Source organism: Agromyces terreus, from assembly GCF_009749465.1.
Classification (GTDB): Bacteria; Actinomycetota; Actinomycetes; order Actinomycetales; family Microbacteriaceae; genus Agromyces; species Agromyces terreus.
Genome location: NZ_WBIS01000002.1, coordinates 541,632 through 563,276 on the forward strand (window position 1 = coordinate 541,632; position 21,645 = coordinate 563,276).

General features: G+C 73.9%; 15 protein-coding genes. 11 read left to right on the forward strand and 4 right to left on the reverse strand.

All coding sequences use genetic code 11. The features are described from left to right. Nucleotides 1-185 precede the first annotated feature (185 nt). Both hemB and hemL read left to right on the forward strand, forming a co-directional pair. Nucleotides 186-1,184 carry a porphobilinogen synthase gene (hemB, locus tag GQQ92_RS07580; RefSeq protein ID WP_156998605.1) on the forward strand — a complete coding sequence of 333 codons (999 nt, stop codon included), beginning with the start codon at nt 186-188 and terminating at the stop codon, nt 1,182-1,184. Then, complete coding sequence (gene hemL / locus GQQ92_RS07585) at nt 1,181-2,548, forward strand: glutamate-1-semialdehyde 2,1-aminomutase (RefSeq protein ID WP_156998606.1); 1,368 nt, start codon at nt 1,181-1,183, stop codon at nt 2,546-2,548. Before hemB ends, hemL begins: the two co-directional genes overlap by 4 nt. A gap of 82 nt (nt 2,549-2,630) precedes the next feature. On the opposite strand, the gene GQQ92_RS07590 is transcribed toward hemL, so the two are convergent. Continuing rightward, the gene (locus GQQ92_RS07590; RefSeq protein ID WP_156998607.1) at nt 2,631-3,089 is read right to left on the reverse strand and encodes a GNAT family N-acetyltransferase; all 459 of its coding nucleotides are present in this window, start codon (nt 3,087-3,089) and stop codon (nt 2,631-2,633) included. A 355-nt stretch (nt 3,090-3,444) separates the two neighbouring features. Here GQQ92_RS07590 and GQQ92_RS07595 point away from each other — a divergent pair, with 355 nt between their 5' ends. The 9 genes from GQQ92_RS07595 (at nt 3,445) to GQQ92_RS07635 (ending at nt 19,136) form a co-directional block, all read left to right on the forward strand. Then, the gene (locus tag GQQ92_RS07595) at nt 3,445-3,813 is read left to right on the forward strand and encodes a hypothetical protein (protein WP_156998608.1); all 369 of its coding nucleotides are present in this window, start codon (nt 3,445-3,447) and stop codon (nt 3,811-3,813) included. Nucleotides 3,814-4,015: 202 nt separating this feature from the next. After that, the gene (locus GQQ92_RS07600; RefSeq protein ID WP_232057561.1) at nt 4,016-5,155 is read left to right on the forward strand and encodes a serine/threonine-protein kinase; all 1,140 of its coding nucleotides are present in this window, start codon (nt 4,016-4,018) and stop codon (nt 5,153-5,155) included. Continuing rightward, entirely contained in the window at nt 5,155-11,214 is a 6,060-nt protein-coding gene (locus tag GQQ92_RS07605; protein WP_156998610.1) for an Ig-like domain-containing protein, read from the forward strand. Before GQQ92_RS07600 ends, GQQ92_RS07605 begins: the two co-directional genes overlap by 1 nt. 73 nt (nt 11,215-11,287) lie before the next feature. After that, the gene (locus GQQ92_RS07610) at nt 11,288-12,253 is read left to right on the forward strand and encodes an AAA family ATPase (protein ID WP_156998611.1); all 966 of its coding nucleotides are present in this window, start codon (nt 11,288-11,290) and stop codon (nt 12,251-12,253) included. Then, a complete protein-coding gene (locus GQQ92_RS07615; RefSeq protein WP_232057562.1) occupies nt 12,250-13,638 on the forward strand; it encodes a DUF58 domain-containing protein in 1,389 nt (462 codons plus the stop codon). The genes GQQ92_RS07610 and GQQ92_RS07615 overlap by 4 nt, the downstream gene beginning before the upstream one ends. Beyond that, the gene (locus GQQ92_RS07620) at nt 13,635-16,235 is read left to right on the forward strand and encodes a transglutaminase domain-containing protein (protein ID WP_156998612.1); all 2,601 of its coding nucleotides are present in this window, start codon (nt 13,635-13,637) and stop codon (nt 16,233-16,235) included. The genes GQQ92_RS07615 and GQQ92_RS07620 overlap by 4 nt, the downstream gene beginning before the upstream one ends. Beyond that, nucleotides 16,232-17,650, forward strand: a complete 1,419-nt coding sequence (locus tag GQQ92_RS07625; RefSeq protein WP_156998613.1) for a DUF5684 domain-containing protein — start codon at nt 16,232-16,234, stop codon at nt 17,648-17,650. Before GQQ92_RS07620 ends, GQQ92_RS07625 begins: the two co-directional genes overlap by 4 nt. Further along, nucleotides 17,647-18,477 (forward strand): PP2C family protein-serine/threonine phosphatase, encoded by an 831-nt coding sequence (locus GQQ92_RS07630; protein WP_156998614.1) that lies wholly within the window; start codon nt 17,647-17,649, stop codon nt 18,475-18,477. Before GQQ92_RS07625 ends, GQQ92_RS07630 begins: the two co-directional genes overlap by 4 nt. Then, nucleotides 18,474-19,136, forward strand: a complete 663-nt coding sequence (locus GQQ92_RS07635; protein WP_156998615.1) for a hypothetical protein — start codon at nt 18,474-18,476, stop codon at nt 19,134-19,136. The genes GQQ92_RS07630 and GQQ92_RS07635 overlap by 4 nt, the downstream gene beginning before the upstream one ends. A 69-nt stretch (nt 19,137-19,205) precedes the next feature. On the opposite strand, the gene GQQ92_RS07640 is transcribed toward GQQ92_RS07635, so the two are convergent. From GQQ92_RS07640 to GQQ92_RS07650, 3 genes are all read right to left on the reverse strand, one after another. Beyond that, nucleotides 19,206-19,586 carry a DUF1304 domain-containing protein gene (locus GQQ92_RS07640; protein ID WP_156998616.1) on the reverse strand — a complete coding sequence of 127 codons (381 nt, stop codon included), beginning with the start codon at nt 19,584-19,586 and terminating at the stop codon, nt 19,206-19,208. An 88-nt stretch (nt 19,587-19,674) separates the two neighbouring features. Then, a complete protein-coding gene (locus tag GQQ92_RS07645; protein WP_197738134.1) occupies nt 19,675-20,814 on the reverse strand; it encodes a winged helix DNA-binding domain-containing protein in 1,140 nt (379 codons plus the stop codon). 2 nt (nt 20,815-20,816) lie between these two features. Next, nucleotides 20,817-21,641, reverse strand: coding sequence for an ABC transporter permease (locus tag GQQ92_RS07650; RefSeq protein ID WP_232057563.1), 825 nt, complete (start codon nt 21,639-21,641; stop codon nt 20,817-20,819). Between the last annotated feature and the right edge of the window lie 4 nt (nt 21,642-21,645).

The window sequence follows — 21,645 nt, forward strand, 5'->3', positions numbered from 1 at the left end:
TCTGCACCTGAATTGCGCACGTGGCTCGGGAGGCGGGGAGCTGAGGAAGAGGGAGTGGGGCGTGGGGGAAGTGGGGAGGCGGGGGGCTGAGGAAGGGGAGTGGGGGAAGCGGCGTGGCGGGGAAGGGGGGAGGGGTGGGATGCGCGCCCAGGCGGCGTTCGAGCGGGGCGACGTAGGCTTGTGCGGTGACTCCCACGCCTGCTCCCCGCATCCGCCCGCGGCGCCTCCGCGAGACCCCGGCCCTGCGCCGGCTCGTCTCCGAGACGCGACTCGACCCGGCCGACCTCGTGCTGCCGATGTTCGTGCGCGAGGGGGCGAGCGCGCCCGTGCCGATCGGGTCGATGCCGGGCGTCGTGCAGCATACGCTCGACAGCCTCCCGCAGGCGGTGGCGGATGCCGCGGCCGCGGGCGTCGGCGGCGTGATGCTGTTCGGCGTGCCCGAGGTGCGCGACGCGCGCGGGTCGGGGGCGACCGACCCGAACGGCATCCTGAACGTGGCGACGCGGGTCGCCGTCGAGGCATCCGCCGGCTCGCTCGTGGTGCAGACCGACCTGTGCCTCGACGAGTTCACCGACCACGGGCACTGCGGCGTGCTCGACGCGCACGGCCGGGTCGACAACGACGCGACGCTCGAGCGGTACACGTCGATGGCGCTCGAGCAGGCGCGCGCGGGGTCGCAGGTGCTGGGCCTGTCGGGCATGATGGACGGCCAGGTCGCGGCGGTGCGCGAGGCGCTCGACGCGTCGGGGCACGAGCACACGGCGATCCTGGCGTACTCGGCGAAGTACGCGTCGGCGTTCTACGGCCCGTTCCGCGAGGCGGTCGAGTCGACGCTCGAGGGCGACCGCCGCACCTACCAGCTCGACCCCGGCAACCGGCGCGAGGGGCTGCGCGAGGCGATGATCGACATCGACGAGGGCGCCGACATCGTCATGGTCAAGCCCGCGGGCAGCTACCTCGACGTGCTGGCCGATGTGGCCGCGGCATCCGAGGTGCCGGTGTGGGCCTACCAGGTGTCGGGCGAGTACGCCATGATCGAGGCGGCCGCCGCCCACGGGTGGATCGACCGCAAGCGCGCCGTCATCGAATCGGTGCGCGGCATCCGTCGTGCGGGTGCCGATGCCGTGCTCACCTACTGGGCCGTCGAACTGGCCGAGTGGATCCGCAAGGGAGACGCCGCATGACCGCCGCACCTGATCTCGAGACGGCTGCTTCGCAGCCTCCTCGATCGACGAACGCCGAGCTCTTCGCCCGCGCGCAGGCCGCCATCCCGGGCGGGGTCAACTCGCCCGTGCGCGCCTTCCGCTCGGTGGGCGGCACGCCGCGCTTCCTCGTGAGCGCGAAGGGCGCCTACGTGACCGATGTCGAGGGGCGCGAGTACGTCGACCTCGTGGCCGGGTGGGGTCCCGCGATCCTCGGGCACGCCGACCCGCGCGTGATTCAGGCCGTGACGGATGCCGCGGCGCGCGGTCTCTCGTTCGGCTCCTCGACGCCCGCCGAGACCGAGCTCGCCGAACTCGTCGAGGCGCGCGTCACCCCGGTCGAGCAGTTGCGCCTGGTGTCCACGGGCACCGAGGCGACCATGAGCGCCATCCGCCTCGCGCGCGGCTTCACCGGCCGAGACGTGCTCGTCAAGTTCGCCGGGCACTACCACGGCCACTCCGACGGGCTGCTCGCCGAGGCCGGCTCGGGGCTCGCGACCTTCGCCCTGCCGGGGTCCGCAGGCGTGCCCGCCGACATCGCGGCGCTCACGCTCGTGCTGCCCTACAACGACCTCGACGCGGTGCGCGCGGCGTTCGCCGAGCACGGCGACCGCATCGCGGCCGTCATCGTCGAGGCATCCGCCGCCAACATGGGCGTCGTGCCGCCGCTTCCGGGCTTCAACGCCGCCCTCGTGGAGTTGGCGCATGCGAACGGCTCGCTCGTGATCAGCGACGAGGTGCTCACCGGGTTCCGCGTGTCGGAGGCCGGATGGTGGGGCCTGGAGTCGCGCACCGAGCACGCGTACACGCCCGACCTGCTCACGTTCGGCAAGGTCATCGGCGGCGGCATGCCCGTCGCCGCGCTCGGCGGCCGCGCCGAGATCATGGAGCAGCTCGCCCCGCTCGGGCCGGTGTACCAGGCGGGCACGCTCTCGGGCAATCCGGTCGCCGTCGCTGCGGGCGTCGCGACGCTGCGGGCCGCGGATGCCGCGGTGTACGCGCACCTCGACGGCGCCGCCGCGACGATCAGCGCCGCCGTGTCCGACGCGCTCGCCGCCGAGGGCGTCGCGCACGGCGTGCAGCGGGCCGGCAACCTGTTCAGCTTCGTGTTCGGCGAAGAGGTCGTAGGCGGCGTGCACGACTACGCGGCCGTGCAGCGCCAGGAGGCGTTCCGCTACGCGCCGTTCTTCCACGCGATGCTCGACGCGGGAGTCTCGCTGCCGCCGTCGGTGTTCGAGGCGTGGTTCGTGACGGCCGCGCACGACGATGCCGCGATCGCGCGCATCGTGGAGGCGCTGCCGGCGGCCGCCCGCGCCGCGGCATCCGCGCGCCCTCCGGTCGCGTAGCCGCCGGCCGCCGGTCGAGGAGGCGCCCCGGCGCCGTCTCGAGACCCCCGTTGACTTCCCACCTGCTCTCTGCCCGTGTGCCTCACGGAGCGGAGATCGGGCGCGACCAGGCGACCTCACGGCCCAGCTGCCCGCTCTCTTGGAACAACCGCACCTGGTGGGTGTCCGCCAGCGCCTCGGCGAGCTCGTCACGATCAGCAGACTCGAAACCCAGGCTCTGCCAGAACGGGCCAGAACGGCGACTGAACAGCCACGCTCGACGCGCGCCCTCCTCAGCCGCGCGGTCGAGCGCGAAGCTCGCAAGCGCGCTGCCGCGACCACGCGATCGCTGCGTCGGACTGACCGCGACGCTCCGAATCAGCGCGTGCTGACCGTCAGAACTGATTTCGTACCCCGTACTGCCGACGACCGCGCCGGCCTCATCTCGCTCGACCCACAATCGAACGCCGGACGCATCGAGGCCGCTCAGCGTGAGATCGACCTCTCTGAGGAACGCCGTCAACGCCTCGACATCCGTCGGCTGGCACCGCTCAAGATCCACTCCTCAAGTCAACCATTCACGACCATCTTGACTTGACTGAAGACGTAGGAGCACCTTCCGTGGGTCTCGAGATGCTTCGCTCCTCGACCGGCGGGCGTTCCTTCGTTGGTCGAGGAGGCGCGCCAGCGCCGTCTCGAGACCCGGCATCGGTCTCGAGACGCTTCGCTCTTCGACCGGCGGGGGTGGTCTCGGGACGCTTCGCTCGTCGACCGGCGGGGGGTGGTCTCGAGACGCTTCGCTCCTCGACCGGCGGGCGGCGGGTCGTCGGTCACGGGAGGATAACGGAATCGACCCGTTTGCCCGTTGCCGGGCGTCGCCCCGCCGCATGTCGGTCGACTCGGGCAGGATGGAACCCATGGCCCAGCTACGCGTGCACACCGACCGGATCGAGGTTCACCTCACGCCGGCCGAGAAGTCGCTCGCGCTGCGTTCCGACGACATCGTCGTGCAGCGCGACGACATCCGCTCGGCGACCATCACCGACGACCCCTGGGTGTGGATCCGCGGCATCCGAACCCGCGGCAGCATCGTGCCCCTCGTCGTGGCCGTCGGCGCCTGGAAGTACCACGGCGGGCTCGACTTCGTGATCGTCAAGGGCAAGCGGCAGGCCGTGGTGCTCGAGCTCGCGGGGGGCGAGTTCGCCCGCATCATCCTCAGCACCAATCACGCCGCGGCGCTCATCGACCGGCTGAAGCTCGGCGAGACCCCGCCCGACGTCGACTGAGCCGTCGCGCACGGGTCGTCGCGGCGGGCCGTCGCCGATCGCGTCGATGACGCCGATCGTCGGCCGATTCGGAGCCTCGGCCCCCCTCGTTTAGGATGATGCCCGGATGCCGCGGGTCGACCCGTCGACGCATCCGGAATCCCGAGACGAACGACCGGCCTGCCGGCGACTCAGACGTACGACGGCAGAGGGGGAGCGGTCCGTGCCGAAACGACTGCCGTCCGCGCCCCCGGTGCTCGCCGGGTACAGCTACGTGCGGCCCCTCGGCGCGGGCGGATTCGCCGACGTCTTCCTCTACGAACAAGACCTGCCGCGGCGCGTCACGGCCGTCAAGGTGCTGCTCGTCGACGTGATCGACCCCGAGGCCCGTCGCGCGTTCACGCTCGAGGCCGACGCGATGGCCAGGGTCAGCGCGCACCCCTCGATCGTGACGATCCACCAGGCGTCGATCTCGTCCGACGGGCGCCCGTACCTCGTCATGGAGTACTGTCCCGAGTCGCTCGGCGCGCGCGTCAAGCGCGGTCCCATGCCCGCGGGCGAGGTGCTCGACATCGGCGTGCGCATGGCCGGCGCGCTCGAGACCGCGCACCGGTCGGGCCTGCTGCACCGCGACATCAAGCCGTCGAACCTGCTCGTGAACTCGCTCGGCGCGCCCGTGCTCGCCGACTTCGGCATCGCGGGCGCCGTCGGCGACGCGGGCGGCGGCGAGACCTTCGCGATGTCGATCCCGTGGAGCGCGCCCGAGGTGCTCGGCGAGCGCACCACGGGCACGGTCGCCACCGAGGTGTGGAGCCTCGGCGCCACCCTGTACACCCTCCTCGCGGGGCACAGCCCGTTCGAGCTCGCCGACCGCTCGCGCAACTCCGTTGACCAGCTGTCGCGCCGTGTGCTCGGCGCGAAGTACACCCCGCTCGCCCCGCGGGGGGTGCCCGCCCGCATCGACACCGTGCTCTCCACCGCCATGCAGCGCGATCCCGCACGCCGGTACGCGTCGATGGCGGAGTTCGGCGAGCAGCTGCGGTGGGCGCAGTACGAGCTCGGCGTCGCGCCGACGAGCCTCGAGGTCGCCTCGCCCGAATGGGCCTCGGCCGCGCACATCTCGTTCGGCGAGGCCACGCAGCGCGGCCCGGTCGTGACGACCGTGAACGCCGACTCGCGTCGCGCCGGGCGAGCCGCGGCGACCGCGCAGGTGCGGGCCGGCTCGGCGGTGGTCGACGCCGGCGGCCTCGCGCCGACGCGTGGGGGCGGCGGATGGCTGAAGCCCGCGCTCATCGGCGTCGGCGCGGCCGTCGTGGTGCTCGCCGGGGGCGCGGCGGCGTTGCTGTTCGCGGGTGTCATCTGATGGCCGCCGCTCGTGCGACGCCCAGGGCGGGTCGCCGCGGTGCGATCGTCGCGGCCGTCGCCGGCATCGCCGCGGTCGCGGTCGTCGCGACCCTGGCGGTCACCGCGAACGGCTACGAGGCCCAAGAGGTGCCGCGCATCGAGACCTCGGTCTGGGTCACGCGCGACTCGGGCCAGTACGCCCGCGTCAACACCGATCTGGCCGAGATCGACGTCGTCCGCGACGTCGACGACCCGAGCACCGTGCTGCAGGCCGGGGCCGAGACCTCGGTGTACACGCAGGGGTCGCGTCAACGCTGGCCGATCGACCCGGCCGACCCGGCCGACCTCGTGAGCGACGACGGCGGCGGGTCCATTCCGACGCCGACCGGCACGCGCGACGTCGTGAGCGCCGGCCCGTGGGTCGTCTACCGCACCGACACGGGCACCGTGCACGTCGGGCGCCTCGACGGCGACGAGGTCGCACCGGTCGATCCGTACGCCGAGCGCGAGTCCGACGCCGCGGCCGACGGCGCTGACGGCGACGCCGCCGACGGCGAGGAGGCCGGCGAAGAGGAGACCTACGCGGCGACCGCGGTCGGCGTCTCGCCCGACGGCCTCGTCGCGCTGTACTCGGCCCGGGAGTCGGCCGTCCGCCTGTACGACGCCGCGACCGGCGAATTCGAGGGCGACGCCGCGGCCATCGCCGACGCCCCCGCGGCCGATGCGCGCCTCGAGCTCACCCTGGCCGGATCCACGTGGGCGATGCTCGACGCCGCCGACGCACGCGCCTGGATCGACGGCGACCCCGAGCCGGTCGCGGTCGACGTCGCCGGAGACGCCCGTCTGCAGCAGGGCGCCGGCTCCGCGGCATCCGTCGTCATCGCCGACTCCCGAGGCCTCGTCGAACTCGCCGTCGACGGCAGCGGCGACACGCAGCGCATCGTCGACGCGACCGGCACCCCGGCACGGCCGATCATCGTCGACGGCGAGACGGTCGCGGCCTGGCTCTCGCTCGACGGCGGCACCGCCTGGTCGAGCCGTGACGGCCGGTCGGTGCCGCTCGAGCTGCCCGAGGGCGAGCGCGATCAGGATGCCGCGCAGTCGCTCGCGCCCGTGCTGCGCGGCAACGGCGACCGGGCCGTGCTCAACGAGACGAGCTCGGGCATGGTCTGGACCGTGCCCGACGGTCGGCTCGTGCCGCTCGAGCAATGGGAACTCGACGACGAGATCGAGGACCGCGTGGGCACCGAGGAGGTCGAGGACCTCGCCCGCCAGGAGCCGCCCGTCGCGGTGGCCGACAGCTTCGGCGTGCGCGCGGGCCAGCAGGTCGAGCTCCCGGTGCTGCTGAACGACCACGACCCGAACGCGAAGGACGTGCTGACGGTCGACCCCGCCTCGATGACGGGCGGGCTCGCCGACCCGGCGTTCGGGGAGCTCGCGCTCGTGGGCGACGACCAGACGCCGACGGTCCGCGTGCGGGCCGAATCCGGGAGCACCACGTTCACCTACGCGGTGACCGACGGGGCGGCCGCCTCGCCGCCCGTGACGGTCACGCTCACGGTCGTGCCCGACGACGTGAACACCGCGCCCGTGTGGTGCGGCGTCGACGCCTGCGTGCAGCGCTGGCCCGCCCCCGAGCTCATGCCTGGCGGAACCGCCCTCGTCTCGGTGCTCTCGGGCTGGGTGGACCCCGAGGGCGACGCGTTCGTCCTCGCCGACGCGCAGCCCGTGGACCCGTCCGCACCCGTCACCGTCGTGCCCATGGCCGACGGCCGGGTCGCCGTGCGGCACACCGACCCGAACGCCGCCGCCGAGAAGGTGCAGGTGCGGCTCACCGTCGCCGACGAGCGGGGCGCGACGACCGAGGCCACCCTCGACCTCCGGGTGACCTCGAGCGCCGTGCTCGAACTCGCGCCCGTCGCCGTCACCACCGGTGCGGGCGAGGCGGCCGCCGTGCAGGTCGCCGACCACGTGAGCGGCGGCTCCGGGTCGCTCCGCCTCCTCGACGCCGTGCCGACCGCGACGGCCGCGAGCGGCGGCCTCACGGTCGTGCCGAACGCCTCGTCGGGCGAGATCGAGCTCTCGGCCGACGAGCCGGGCGCCTACCTCGCGACCTACACGGTCCAAGACCTCGTGACGCGCGCCGAGCAGACGGCGTCGATCAGGGTCACGGTCGCGGCGTCGGGCGCGCCGCTCTCGATCGCGCCCATCACGGCGTTCGTGCGCGCCGGCGAAGACGCGCTCATCGACGTGCTCGATGCCGCGCAGAACACCACCGGCCGCGTGCTCGTGGTCACCGGGGCGACCTCGTCGTCCCCCGAGCTCGGCGTCGGGGTGGTCTCGCAGTCACAGGTGCGCGCGACCGGCGTGACCCTCGACGGCCGCCCCGGGCTCGTCGGGCGCGCGAAGGTCTCCGTCGCCGACGGCGCGGGCGGCGCCGCGGTCGCCGACCTCGCGGTGTTCCTCGTCGCGCCCTCGGTGGGGCTCAGCCCGATCGCGCTGCCCGACACGGTGACGATGCGGGTCGGCGAGCTCATCGACATCCCGGTGACCGAGAACGACGTCAGCCCGCGCGGCGAGCGCCTCGTGGTGCACCCCGAGGTCAGCTCCTCCGGCACCGAGGGGGAACTCGCGTTCGCCTCGGGCGACCGGGTGCGCTACCTCGCGCCGAACACCCCCGGCACCTACGAGCTCGGCTACGCGGTCGGCCTCGAGCAGGCCCCCGACCGGCTCGACCACAGCACCGTCACGGTGACGGTGCTGCCCTCCGGCGCGAACCGGGCACCGGAGCCGCGGTTGCTCGTCGCGCGCGTGCTCAGCGGCCAGAGCGTGCGGGTGCCGGTGCCCACGACCGGCATGGACCCCGACGGCGACCGCACCGTGCTCACCTCGGTGACGCAGCCGGCGACCGGGCTCGGCATCGCCACGATCTCGGCAGAGGGCGATGCGATCCTCTACAGCGCCCCCGCCAACGGCACCGGCGCCGAGCAGCCGTCCTTCGAGTACACGGTGCGCGACGCGTCCGGCGACGAGGGCTCGGCCCGCGTGCGCATCGGCGTCCTGACCGCTGCGGTGACGGATGCCGCGCCCGTGACGTTCAGCGACTACGTGCGGGCCCAGCAGAACGCACCGTCCCCGGTCACGGTCGAGCCGTCGGGCAACGACCTCGATCCCGCGCAGGGCGAGCTCTCGATCGTCGGCATCGTGCCGAACGCGCCCGAGGGCAGCTCCGAGTACTCGCGGCTCGCGGCACTCGTCGACGACTCCACCTCCCTCGCCGACGGCCGTGTCGTGCTGCACCCTGGCGACGTCGCCGGCACCAACTCCTACCGGTACACCGTGAAGTCCGCGCGCACCTCCAGCACGGCGGAGGGCCTCGTGGTCGTCAGCGTGACCGAGACGGAGTCGCCCGATGCACCCGTCGTCTCCGACACGATCGTGACCGCGCGTTCGCGGTCGCAGCTGCCCGAGGAGGGCATCGACGTCGTCGCCGGGCACGTGGTGTGGGCCAGCGGCGACCTCGGCGAGCTCGAGGTCGAGCTGTGGGGCGACACCGCCGGCCCGTACCGGGTCTCGGGCCAGCGCATCGTCGGCCCCACGCCCGACAAGGGCGCGCTCGTGCCGTTCCGCGTCCACGGCACCGACCGTGCGGGACGCGAGGCGGAAGCCTTCGGATTCCTCGTGGTCCCGGCATCCGACGACCTGCGCGTGCAGCTGCGCACCGATGTCGAGGCGGTCGAGGTGGGCGAGGAGCAGACCGTCGCGTTCGACGTGCGGTCGATGCTCGACCTGGCGTCGACGGACTCGGTCGAGGTCGACGCCGCCGACGAGTACGCCGTGCAGCGCGCGGCCGCGAAGTGCCGGCCCGCATCGGGCGGCGACGTGGAGTACGCGGCCGGGCGCGAGGCGCCGTGGAGCGACCACTGCCTGGTCCCGGTGCGGCTCGACGGACAGCACCGCTGGTCGTGGGTCGGCGTGCCGATCTCGATCATCCCGAAGGACCCCCAGGCCATCCTCTCGGCCGTGAGTCGCACGGTCGCCCCCGGCGCATCCGAGTCCGTCGCGCTCTACGAGGAGATGACGACCTGGGAGGGCGGGCGCGAGGGCGATCGCGCGAAGCTCGACTACTCCGTGTCCTACTCGGGCAGCTCGTTCACGGTCGAACAGGTCGGCGACCGCGTGAACATCTCGGCGCACGCCGACGCCAGGCCCGGCACGCGCGAGACGGCCACGATCAGCGTCGGCGCGTTCGGCGGCCTCACCTCCGCCGTCTCGCTCGTCGTGGGCGCCGCGCCCGCCGACGCCCCCCGCGGCGCCGTGCTCACGCAACAGTGCTCGGTCGGCGACGGCGCCTCGTGCACGGTCACCGTCGTCGGCGTCGGCGGCGAGTACGACCCGTTCGCCGGCAAGACCGGATCCGGGCTCAAGCTGACCGGGCTCGACGCGGGCGCCGAATCCTGCCCGGTCGCGACCGTGCGGGCCGCCGACGAGCGCTCGATCGTCGTCACCTGGCCGAGCGGCCAGAACGCGTTCGGCGGCGAGTGCGTCGTGCCCTTCCGGGTGGCCGACGCGCAGGGCCGGGCCGGCGCCGGCCGGCTCACGGTCGACCTGCAGGGGCTTCCGCAGGCCCCGGCGGCGGTGTCCACCGCCGACTACACCGCCTCGAGCGTGACCCTCGAGGTGTCGCTCGGCGAGGCGCTTCGCGCGCACCCCGCCATCACGGGCCTCGACGTGCTCGAGGGCGGGCGCACGGTCTCCTCCGACTGCCGCCCGCGCGCACCCGGCGCCTGGTGGTGCACGGTCTCCGGGCTCACGCCGGGCGAACGGCACGCCTTCGCCGTCCGTGCGGTCAACGGGGTCGGCGTCTCGACGGCCACGACCCCCGTGACGACCTGGAGCTACCAGGCGCCCGGCATCGCCGCGGCGTCGGCCGAGCCCGTCTACCGGCAGGGCACGACGTCGCCCCGAACCGGCGTCGTGTCGCTCAGCATCACCGCCGAGCGGGATGCGCGTTCGTTCCGCGTGGTCGAGACCGGCCAGGTCATCGATCGCCGCGGCGCCACGACCACGGTCGAACTCCAACTCCCGCCGGGGCCGCAGATGCTGACCCTCGTGCCCGTGAGCATCTTCGAGCCGCCCACCGGCCGCGGCGGCAACGAGGGCGGCACCAAGAGCGTTCCCGTCACGGTCGCCGGAGCACCCGTGCTCAGCCCGAACGCGATCTCCGCGGCATCCGCCTCGAACACGTCGATCCAGGTCTCCGGCATCGGGCTCGACGCCAACTTCAGCACCCGCGCCTCGGACGTGCGCTACCTCGCCTGGCGGAACGGCGACGCGCGCTGCTCGGCCGACGGCGACGGCAACCTGCAGGTTTCGGGCGCCGAGGTCGAGTCGACCGCGGCGACCATCTCGGGGCTCGCCGAACGCGAGCGTTACTTCATCAAGGCGTGCGCGTCGAACGGCTACGGCGTCGCCGAGTCCGACACCGTCCGCGCCGACACGATCCACAACGTGGCACCGCCGAGCGGCACCCTGAGCTACACCGTGTCGACGACGCCCTCGGGCGGCGGCGACCACTTCGAGTACCGCCTGCAGCAGGCCCCCGTCGTCGACGTGAGCGGCGGATTCAAGGCCCAGTACTGGATGTACGACGCGTGGCGCGACGGGTTCGCGCTGCAGACCTGGGGTGTGCCCGGCGACGTCAAGGTGAAGACCTGCAAGCAGTCCTGGTTCAGCAACAAGTGCTCGGGCGAGGTCGCGATCGTCGCGGCCACGGCGCCCACCGAGGTCACCGTCGACTTCGCCGTGCAGCAGTGCGTCGAGAGCCCCGACCAGATCGCCGTGACCGTGTCGCAGGCGGCCGCCGGCTCGTGGAGCATCGTCAACTGGCGCATCCCCGACGCGACGCAGCCGTTGGCCGCGGCGTACGACCTCGAGTTCAACGGCGCCTTCGTGACCCTCGACTCGATTCCCAGGACGGCGAGCATCTGCCCGCCGCCCGACCCCGAGCCAACCGACCCGCCGACCGACCCGCCGACGGATCCGCCGACGGAACCCGCCGAACCGCCGGCCGAATAGCGGTCGAGCAGACGCCGCCCCGCGGCATCCGCCCCCCAAGCCCCGCAGACACCACCTCCGAGAGGAACACCCCGTGACGATCGCACCGGAGCAAGCCGCCTGGTTCGCCGAGACGTTCTCGCTCATCGCCGACAACATCGAGCAGGCCGTGCTCGGCAAGCGGCACGTCGTCGAGCTCGTGCTCGCGACCGCCGTGAGCGGCGGCCACGTGCTGCTCGAGGATGCCCCGGGCACCGGCAAGACGGCGCTCGCGCGGGCCATCGCCGAGACGATCCACGGCACGAGCTCCCGCATCCAGTTCACGCCCGACCTCCTGCCCGGCGACGTCACCGGCATCACGGTGTACGACCAGAAGGCCGGACGCTTCGAGTTCCACGCGGGCCCCGTGTTCGCGAACATCGTGCTCGCCGACGAGATCAACCGCGCGAGCCCGAAGACGCAGTCCTCGCTGCTCGAGGTCATGGAGGAGGGCAACGTCACGATCGACGGCGTCACCCGCCCCGTCGGCAACCCGTTCCTCGTCATCGCGACCCAGAACCCGATCGAGCAGGCCGGCACGTACCGCCTGCCCGAGGCGCAGCTCGACCGCTTCTCGATCAAGACCTCCATCGGCTACCCCGACGAGGCCGCGACGATGCGCATCCTGCAGGCCGTCGGCGCGCCGAAGCCGAAGCTCGAGGCGATCGTCGGCACCGACACGATCGTGGCGATGACCGAGCTCTCGCGCGGCGTGTACGTCAACCCGCTGGTCTCCGACTACATCATGCGACTGGTGGATGCCACGCGGCGGGCCTCCGAGGTCCGTCTCGGCGTGAGCGTGCGCGGCGCCATCGCGCTCTCGCGGCTCGCCATGACCTGGGCCGCGGCCGCCGGCCGCACGTTCGCCACGCCCGACGACGTGCGCGCGCTCGCCGTCGGCGCCCTCGCGCACCGCCTGGTGCTCGAGCCCGAGGCCGAGTTCGACGGCGTGACCGCGGTCGCCGTGATCAACCAGATCCTGCTCGACGTGCCCGCGCCCCGGGAGAACGGCGTGGCGTGACCCCTCAGAACGCCTTCCTCCGCGAACCCGCGACCACCGACACGGTCACCTCGACCCGTGGCGCCACGGTCACGCGGCTCGCGCGCACGCGTCGCGGCCCGATGGCCGCCGGCGCCGCTCGGGCGCGCCGCGGTGCGCGCGCCGTCGGCGGCGCCTTCGCGAGCGCCGGCCGCTGGGTGCGCGAGACGGTCTCCCCGGCGGGCATGCTCCTCGCCGGCATCGCCGTCGGAGGAGCCGTCGCCGGGGCGGCGTTCGGATGGTTCGAGGCGTGGGTGGTGGCCGCGATGGCGACCGTGCTGCTCCTCGTCTGCGTGCCCTTCCTGCTCGGCGCGCACGAGTACCGCGTGCGGCTGGAGCTCGACCGCGACCGCGTCGTCGCGGGCTCCGAGATCCGCGGGACCCTCGACCTCGTCAACGACGGCACCCGCCCGTCGCTGCCCGGCGTGGTCGACATCCCCGTCGGTCGCGGCCTCGTCGAGGCGCACGTGCCGATGCTGCGCGGCGGCGGCCACCACCGCGAGGAGCTCGTCATCGCGGCGCAGCGACGCGGCATCATCGACGTCGGGCCGATGACGGTGTCCCGCGGCGATCCGCTGCGGATCCTGCGGCGGGCGATGAGCTGGCCCGAGGTGCAGCGGGTGCACGTGCATCCCGTCACCGTCGCGCTCCCGTCCTCGAGCGCCGGGCTCATCCGCGACCTCGAGGGCACGCCCTCCAATCGCCTCGTCGACGCCGACCTCTCCTTCCACGCGGTCCGCGACTACGTGGTCGGCGACTCGCAGCGGCACGTGCACTGGAAGTCGACGGCGCGCACGGGCAAGCTCATGGTTCGCCAGTACGAGGAGTCCCGTCACGCGCGCATCGCGGTGCTGCTGGATCTCGACCTCGAGGGCTACTCCGACGAGGACGAGTTCGAGGCCGCCGTGAGCGCCGCGGCATCCCTCGGAGTGAAGGGCGTGACCGAGGGCCGAGACGTGCTCGTCGCGGTGAGCGCCGCCCTCGACACCGCCGATCGCGGCGCGGTGCAGTCGATGCGTTCCCTCGCGACGATCACGCCGCGAACCCTCCTCGACGGCATGTCGGCGCTCGAGGGCGGGTCGGCGTCGGGGCCCGACGCCCGCGTCGTGCGACTCGAAGCAGTCACCGCGCTCGTCGCCCAGTCGTTCGGCGACCTCTCGATCGCCTTCCTCGTCACGGGCTCGCACGTGCCGTTGCAGCGCCTGCGTCGTGCGGCCGTCGCGCTCCCGCTCGGCATCGCGGTCGTCGCCGTGCGCTGCGAGCCCGGCGCGGAGCCCGGCGTGCGGCGTTCCGACGACCTCACGGTGCTCACGATCGGCGAGCTCGACGACCTCCCGCAGCTCCTCGCCCGCGGAGCCGTGCAGTGAGCGCCGCACGTCGCCGGGGCACGGATGCCGCGACGTCGGCCGCGGCCCGCGAGGCCGAGGCCCGGCGCACCGCGCTCGGGGTCGGCTACGTCGTCGTCGCGGGCGCGCTCGCGACCGTCGCGGCCTGGCCGATCTACGGCTCGTGGCGGGTGCTCCTCGTCGCGGCCGTCGGCATGCTCACGGGCCTCGGGATCGTCGCGCTCGCCCGCCGACTGCCGATCAGGGGCGCCGTGAAGTGGCTCGTCGTCGTCGCCGCGACGGTGGCCGCCTACCTCCTGCTCGTCGTGCCGGTCGCGATCCCGAGCGCGATGAACGGACCCGCGGCGTGGCTTCGCGGCATCCGCGACGGCGCCGTCGGCATCGTGGTGGGCTGGAAGCAGGTGCTCACCCTCTCGATGCCGATGGGCGAGTACCAGGCCGTGCTCGTGCCCTTCCTGCTCGTCATGCTCGTGGGCACGCTCGTCGCCGGACTGCTCGTCGTGCCCGACCGGCGGGTCTCGCCCCTGGCAGTCGTCGTCGGCCTCGCCATGTCGGGGTTCGGCCTCGCGTTCGGCTCGAGCGCCGTGAGCACCCCGCTCGCGATCGGACCGGTCGTCGTCCCGGCGCCGCGCGAACTCCTCGTCGCGATCGGCGGCCTCGTCGCCGCCCTCGTCTGGCTGCTGCTCAGGTCGCGTTCGGCGCGGGCCGCCGCGCTCCGGCAGGCGACCGCGGGCACCGTGCAGCGTGCGGGCCTCACCGGGTGGCCCGCGTTCCGGCGGCGCGCGCTCGCCGCGGTGCTCGTCGTCGCCGCGCTCGTCGCGGGCGCCGTGATCGCACCCGCCGCGGCGGGCGTCGTCGAGCGCTCGGCCCTGCGCGACGCCGTGCAGCCCGAGGTCGTGCTCCGGCAGACGCCGACCCCGCTCGCGAACTACCGCTCGGCGTTCGGCGCCGAGCGCATCGACGAGACGTGGCTGAGCATCGAGGGCGACACCGCGGGCGTCGAACGCCTGCGCCTCGCGACGCTCGACGCCTACGACGGCGAGACCTTCCACGTCGGCACCGGCGACGAGGCCTCGGGGGCCGAGCGCTTCAGCCGTCTTCCGCGCGCGGCCGTGCGCGCGCCGGGCGACGCCGTGTTCACCCTGCGGGTCGGCGACGGCTACGCCGGGATCTGGGTGCCGGTGCCGCTCGGCCTCCGCGCCGCACCCGACTTCGCCGGGTCCCGTTCGGCGGCGCTCGACGACGGTTTCCACCGGTCGGCCGACGAGGCGACCTCGATCGACATCGCCGCGATCCGCGGGGCTTCCGAAGCGGATGCCTCGACCGCGGGTGCCTCGGCCGCGGGTGCCGTCGCCCGCGGGCTCGCCTCGGGCGACGAGTACGCCGTGGTCGCGGCCCCCGACGAGGTCGAGGCGCTCGACGACCCCGGAACCTCGGCGCAGCTCGACCCCGAGGAGTACCCCGCGCTCACCGCCTGGCTCGAACTCCAGGACCAGCCGCGCACGGCCGAGGGGTTCCTCGCCCTCGTCGAGCGCCTGCGCGCGCGCGGCTACCTCAGCCACGCCGCCGTCGACGGTCCCGACGCGGCGGGCTGGATCGGCGGCCTCGGCGGCGGATACGCCTTCCTGCCGAGCTACTCGGGCCATTCGAAGGCGCGCATCGAGGCCCTGTTCACCCAGCTCGCCGACCAGCAGCGCCTCGCGGGCCCTGAGGCATCCGACGCCGCGCTCGTCGCGGGTGTGGGCGACGACGAGCAGTTCGCCGTCGCAGTCGCGCTCATCGCGCGTTCGCTCGGCTACGACTCGCGGGTCGTGCTCGGATTCCGCCTGCCCGACGCCCCCGAGCTCGCGGGCGTGCAGGCCTGCTCCGACGTGTGCAGGGGCGCCGCGCTGACGGCCTGGGCCGAGGTGTCGGGCGGATCCGACGCCTGGCTGCCGGTCGACGCGACCCCGCAGTTCGCGGTCGCACCCAGCCTGATCCAGGAGGGCGAGCAGCTTCCGCAGCATCCGACGACGCCCGAGCGGGTGGACGCGCCGATCGTCGACCCGCCGTCGGCGCAGAGCGAGTCGACCGATGCCGCGACCGCGCCGGAGGCCGAGGACGCCGTGATTCCGCCGGTCGTGTCGAACTGGCTGCGCTGGGTCGCGCTCTCGTCGGTCTCGCTGCTCCTGCTCGTGCTGCCCCTCGTCGTGCTGTTCGCGGCCAAGGCGCTGCGGTCGCGACGTCGCCGGCACGATCCGTCGCCCGAGGTGCGCGTCGTCGGCGCGTGGGAGGAGCTCGTCGACCTCTACGCAGACCACGGCCTGCTGAGCGCCGACACGACCGTTCGCGCCGACACCGCCCGCGCCGTCGGCCGCCCGGCCGCCGTCGCGCTCGCGGCGCAGGTCGACCGTGCGGTGTTCGCGGGCGACCCGCCCACCGCGGGCGAAGCGGATGCCGCGTGGGCGCTCGTCGACGAGGAGCGTGCCGCCCTGCGCGCGGGAGCCCGTGCCCGCCGCAGGCTCGCGGCCAGGCTCTCGTTCGCCTCGCTCGCCAGGACCCTCCGCCCCGCACGCCCGTCGCGCGGACCGCTCGCACCGCCCGCATCGCCCGCATCACTCGAGGAGCCCGCCCGATGACCCCCGAAGAAGCCCAGCAGATCGCCGTCGCCTCGCTGCTCACGAGCGGGCTCTCGCTCGTCATCGGCCTCGGCGTGTACGTCTGGTACGCGATCATGCTCGCGAAGGTGCTCGCGCAGTTCGGCCGTCCCGGATGGGCGGCGTGGATCCCGGTCTACAACGAGATGCAGGTGTTCCGCATCGGCGGCCAGCAGCCGTGGCTCGCGCTCCTGCTGTACGTGCCCCTCGTGCAGATCGTCGGCCTCGTCTTCAAGGTGTTCGCGCTGCACCGCATCAGCACGCAGAGCTGGCGCGGCGTCGGCACGACGATCCTCGGCGTGCTCCTGCCGCCCGTGTGGGCGACGGTGCTCGCCGTCGGACCCTCGCCCGATCCGGAGCGGGGCCGGATGCCGCGTGGACCCGTCTCCGGCGCGATCCCGCCCGTGCAGCCCAACGGCCCCCTGGCGGCGCCCCACCCTGGCGCGGCCGAGCCCGTCGCACCCTTCGGCGCTCCTCCGGCCGGGCCGCCCGCGCCGGCGGCGCCCGGTTCTGCACCGCTGCCCGTGTGGCTGGTTCCGGGGGCCCCCGTGCCGCCGGCCCCGCCTCAGGGCGCACCACTGCCGTTCGATCCGCCGCAGGGAGCGCCCTTCGAGCCGGCGCCGGCCCCGCAGCATCCGGCGCCTGCCGCGGCTGTCGCGCCCGCCGCGCCCGTGCCCGCAGAACCCGCCTCCTCGCCGTTCGCGCCCCCGTCGGCGTTCGCGGCGGCGGAGCCCTCGCGGGCGCCGGGCCGCATCGAGCCGTTGCCGCCGATGCCCGGTTCGGCACCCGCGCCGGCCGCACCGCAGGGGCAGCCGCCGCAGCCCGAGCCCCCGTCGTACGCGCCGGCGGCGACCGGCACCGGCCCCTTCGCAGCGCCGCCGGCCCAGGTCGCGAATCCGTACGCCGCGCCCGCGGCCCCGCCGGCAGCTCAGGCGGGCGCGCAGGCGGTGGCGTCGCCCCTCGACGCGTTCGAGGTCGACGACGCGGCGACCATCGTCACGGGCGACGAGGACCCGTTCGATCGCACGGTCGTCGTCGAACGCCGCCCGGCGTTCCCGTGGCGCCTCCTGCTGCCCGACGGCACGGCGCTCCAGCTCGAGGGCGCGTCCACGCTGCTCGGTCGCAATCCGCGTTCGGGCGACGGCGGGGCCCGTCCGATGGTCGTGCCCGACCCGAGCCGCACGCTCTCGAAGACCCACGCGCTCATCCGGTACGACGGCGGGCAGTGGTGGATCACCGACCTCGACTCGACGAACGGCGTGCTGCTGGCCGACGCGGCCGGCACCGACCAGCTCATCGACGTGGGGGTGCCCGCGCCGTTCTCCGACCGGTTCGTGCTCGGCACGCTCGAGATCCGCGTCGCCGCCGACCCGCAGGCGGGAGCGGCGTACCGATGACCCATCCCCGCATCCGGCTCGCGGCCGCGACGGCATCCGACGTCGGCCGCGTCCGTCGTGTCAACGAGGACTCCGCGCTCGCCGAGTGGCCGGTGTTCGTCGTCGCCGACGGCATGGGCGGGTACGAGGCGGGCGACCGGGCCAGCGCCGCGGTGATCGCCGCGTTCCGCGAGCACGTGACGGGGGCGGATGTCGCGACCGTCGGCCGGGTGCGTTCGGCGCTCGCGTCGGCCGGCGAGGGGGTGGCCGCGGTCGCCGCGGGCACCGCTCGGGGCGCCGGGAGCACGGTCGCGGGCGTCGCCCTCATCGAGGACGAGGACGGCCCGTCCTGGTTGGTCTTCAACGTCGGCGACTCCCGCGTCTACCGGCACCACGGCATCGAGCTCGAGCAGGTCACCGTCGACCATTCGCTCGGCCAGGAGCTCGTCGAGAGCGGCGAGCTGCGGCCCGACGAGCTCGCGACGTTCTCGCGCCGCAACGTCATCACGCGTGCGATCGGCGCTCCCGACAGCACCGCCGACAGCTGGCTGCTACCGGTCGTGAACGGCGAACGGCTGCTGATCTGCAGCGACGGCCTCACCTCCGAGGTGAGCGACGAGGGCATCCGCGCGACGCTCACGATGAGCGGGCGTCCAGAGTCGGCGGCAGCCGCGCTCGTGCAGCGGGCGGTGCAGGCGGGCGGACGCGACAACGTCACCGTCGTGGTCGTCGACGTGATCGCCGGCGGCATCGAGGACCGGTCGGATGCCACGACCGGCATCCCCTCGGCGGCAGCGCCGGTCGAAGAGGACTCGACGACGATCCCCGTGCCCGGGAGGAACCGATGACCGAGGCCGATCGCATGGTGACGGTTCCGTCCTTCGCCGACGCCGACGCCGACGCCGACGAGACCGTGCTCGTCGAGCGCGACACCGACGCCACCGTCGTCGTGGAGCGCACCCCGCGCGAGGCGCAGGGGCACGGCCCCGACGCCGACGCCGATGCTGAAAACGGCGACGGCGACGACGCGGACGCCGATGCGACGGTCGTCGTCGCCCGCGACTCGGCACCCGTCGACGACACCGAGCCCGACACCGAGCCCGACACCGACGCCACCCGTGTCGTCGTGCGGGAGCAATCCGCGAAGCCCCCGCTGACGCATCCGGCCGAGCAGATCATGAAGACGCCGACCCGTCGCGACCGCCGGCGCCCGGCGCCGGCGCCCGTGTCCGAAGACGTGCTCCGCACCGCCGAGCCCGGCATCGGCCCCGGCCTGGCGGGCCACTACCCCGCACGCGACCTCCCGGTGGCGGCCCCGGCGCCCCTGCCCGAACTCACGGCGGGCCCGCCGCCGACCCGCGACCCGTCGACGGCCCTCCCGTCGGTCGCGCGACGCTCGCGTCGCTCGGCCGTCGTGTCGATCGCGGCGTTCGCGACGGCGTGCGCGATCACCGTGGCCGGGATCGGCGCGGTCGTCGTGGCGGCCGTGACGGGGCTGCTCGGATAGCACCCGGGGGCTCGGCCGTGGAAGGCCGTGCAGGCCCCGCCGGCCGCCGGCGTGATCAGGCGAACGCGATCAGGCGAACAGGAACAACACGAATCCGATGAGCGGCAGCGTGCCCTGGGTGAGCGCGGCGCGCAGGTAGCCCCGCCCCGTCGTCGTGAGCACCAGCGCGGCGAGCGCCATGCAGGCGGTGCTGAAGAGCACGAGCGCCCGGCCGGCCTCGTCGACGCCGGTCCACACCAGCACGAGCCCGATGGCGGCGCCGATGCCGAGGAACAGGTTGTAGAACCCCTGGTTGTAGGCCATCGGGCGCGTCGTGTCGGCGGCGGCCTGATCGGCGACGCCGAACCGCTTCCATGTCGACGGCCTCGTCCACCACACGCTCTCCATGAGGAAGATGTAGCCGTGCAGCAGCGCGGCGAGGGCGACGAAGACGCTGGCGATGACGAGCATGCGGCGATCGTACCGCCGGACGCCGCCGCCGCCGGGGCGGGACGTCCGCGTCGGCGGACGCGGCGGAGCGCGCCCGTTCAGCGCCGGTTCAACCCGGGGCGGTCTCGGGCTCGACCGCGATCGACACGTCGGCGCCGTGGAACCGCGAGAATTCGGTGACGGATGCCTCGAGCGCGCGCTGTTCGGGCGCCGTGAACCTGCGCCACGGAACGATCCGCACCTTCGGCGCACCGGTCGCGAGGGGCGGCGCCCACCGCCCGACCATGACCCCGTCGATCATGAGTGCGTGCAGCGGGAATTCGGCGTGAAGCCCGGCGTCGCCAGGGCGGTGCAGGTACGCCCTGGGCGGCGCGTAGCCCATGATGTACTCGTCGTACGCCTGCAACAGGTCCGCCCTCGGGGCGCCCGAGGCCGCCGACCCCGAATCCGACGCATCCTCGAGCGCGCTCGCCGCGACATGATGGTCGACCCCGTCGACGTCGACGGTGGTGATCGGCCGGCCCGCGGCATCCGCTTGCTCGACCGCATCGCTGAACGCGCGCCGAGAGTCGGTGAGCGTGAATCCCGACCACGAGGCGAAGTCGCGGTGGGTGGCGGGCCCTCGAGAGGCCAGGTAGCGGGCGGCCAGCTCGGCGAGCGCGTCGGCCCGGTCGCGCGGCTTCGACGGCGGGACCCGCTCGTCGAACGCGGCGTACGTGCGTTGCGTCCCCGCGTTCGCGCCGCTGATGACGAGGCGCTCGAGCTCGGCGAGCATCAGCACGTAGGTGAGTGGGACTCCCTTCGAGGGCAGGTCTCGTTCCGCCAGCGCGCCCGCCAGTTCGGCCCTCGTACGGTGGCCGACGGCGACCGCCGCGACGACGACGTAGAGCGCACGCGTCGCGACATCGCCCTCGACCCCGGTCGATCGATACATCGACCCGTTCGCGCGGTGCACGCGCTCGGCCGACAGTTCGAGCACCCAGCGGGCGTCATCGGGGTGCAGGAAGTGCCACGTCGGGCGCAGCACGTGCGTGCGGAGGATCCGGCCCGCGTCGAGGTCCGCGCGTGTGCTCGCGGCATCCGGTCGATCCTCGACGGGGATGCGCTGCGCGAGCCCCCATTGCGCGGGGACGAACTCCTGTGCCTGCACGGCCCCGAACCGCTGTACCGATTCGGGCGCGGAGGCATCGGGCGGCTGCCGCAATCCCTGCACCCGGAGGCGCAGGTCGCGCAGCGCCGCGAGGTCCACCGTTACGAGACGTCGCGGCGCCAGGTCGTCGCGCCGCCGATGAGCGTCGTGACGACGCCGATGCCGAGCAGCACGAGGCCGCCCTGCCACCACTCGAGCATGGTCGCCGAGCCGCCGGCCGACGCCACGCTGTAGAAGGACGCGCCGACGAGCGCGTCGCTCGCTGCGCCGGGCAGGAACTGGCCGATCTTCGCGGTGACGTCGTTGAACGAGGCGGCCAGCCGCAGGATCGGCTCGACGAACTGCGTGAACGCGATCACGATGACGATCGCCGCGACCTGGTTCGGCACGAGCGAGCCGAGCCCGACGCCGATGGTGCCCCAGAGCGCCATGGCGAGCACGCCCCGCCCGATCATGGCCCACGTGTCGGAGGAGTCGAGTGCGGTGTCGATGCCGAAGCCCGCGAGCGCTCCGGCGCCCGCGCCGACGGAGGTCGCGAACGCGGCGACGCCGAGACCGGCGCCGAGCAGCAGCTGCGAGAGGAACTTCGCGCTCAGCACGGTCGTGCGGTGCGGCTCGGCGAGGAAGGTGGGCGTGAGCGTCTTGTGCCGGAACTCCGTGGTGACCGCGAGCGCTCCGAGGAGCACCGGGAACACGTATCCGACCGATGAGGCGAAGCTGTAGACGAGCGGGGCGAGCCCCTCGGTCGGCAGCCCCGTCGCCGAGGAGGAGTCGGCCGCGGCATCCGGGTTGTCGAGCGCCCAGCCGAAGAACGCGCCGAGGCCGCCCGCGAGGAACGCGACGTAGACGACGAGCAGCAGGGTGAGCAGCCACCACGTGCGGGTGGTGAAGACCTTCTGGAACTCGGAGCCGAGTGCGCGGATCATGCCC

What these genes read in the sequence shown, in the direction of transcription:
- GQQ92_RS07630 (WP_156998614.1), top strand. Translation starts at nt 17,647, where the DNA reads ATGACCCATCCCCGCATCCGGCTCGCGGCCGCGACGGCATCCGACGTC.
- GQQ92_RS07635 (WP_156998615.1), top strand. Translation starts at nt 18,474, where the DNA reads ATGACCGAGGCCGATCGCATGGTGACGGTTCCGTCCTTCGCCGACGCC.
- GQQ92_RS07605 (WP_156998610.1), top strand. Translation starts at nt 5,155, where the DNA reads ATGGCCGCCGCTCGTGCGACGCCCAGGGCGGGTCGCCGCGGTGCGATC.
- hemL (WP_156998606.1), top strand. Translation starts at nt 1,181, where the DNA reads ATGACCGCCGCACCTGATCTCGAGACGGCTGCTTCGCAGCCTCCTCGA.
- GQQ92_RS07640 (WP_156998616.1), bottom strand. Translation starts at nt 19,586, where the DNA reads ATGCTCGTCATCGCCAGCGTCTTCGTCGCCCTCGCCGCGCTGCTGCAC.
- GQQ92_RS07650 (WP_232057563.1), bottom strand. Translation starts at nt 21,641, where the DNA reads ATGATCCGCGCACTCGGCTCCGAGTTCCAGAAGGTCTTCACCACCCGC.
- GQQ92_RS07625 (WP_156998613.1), top strand. Translation starts at nt 16,232, where the DNA reads ATGACCCCCGAAGAAGCCCAGCAGATCGCCGTCGCCTCGCTGCTCACG.
- GQQ92_RS07595 (WP_156998608.1), top strand. Translation starts at nt 3,445, where the DNA reads ATGGCCCAGCTACGCGTGCACACCGACCGGATCGAGGTTCACCTCACG.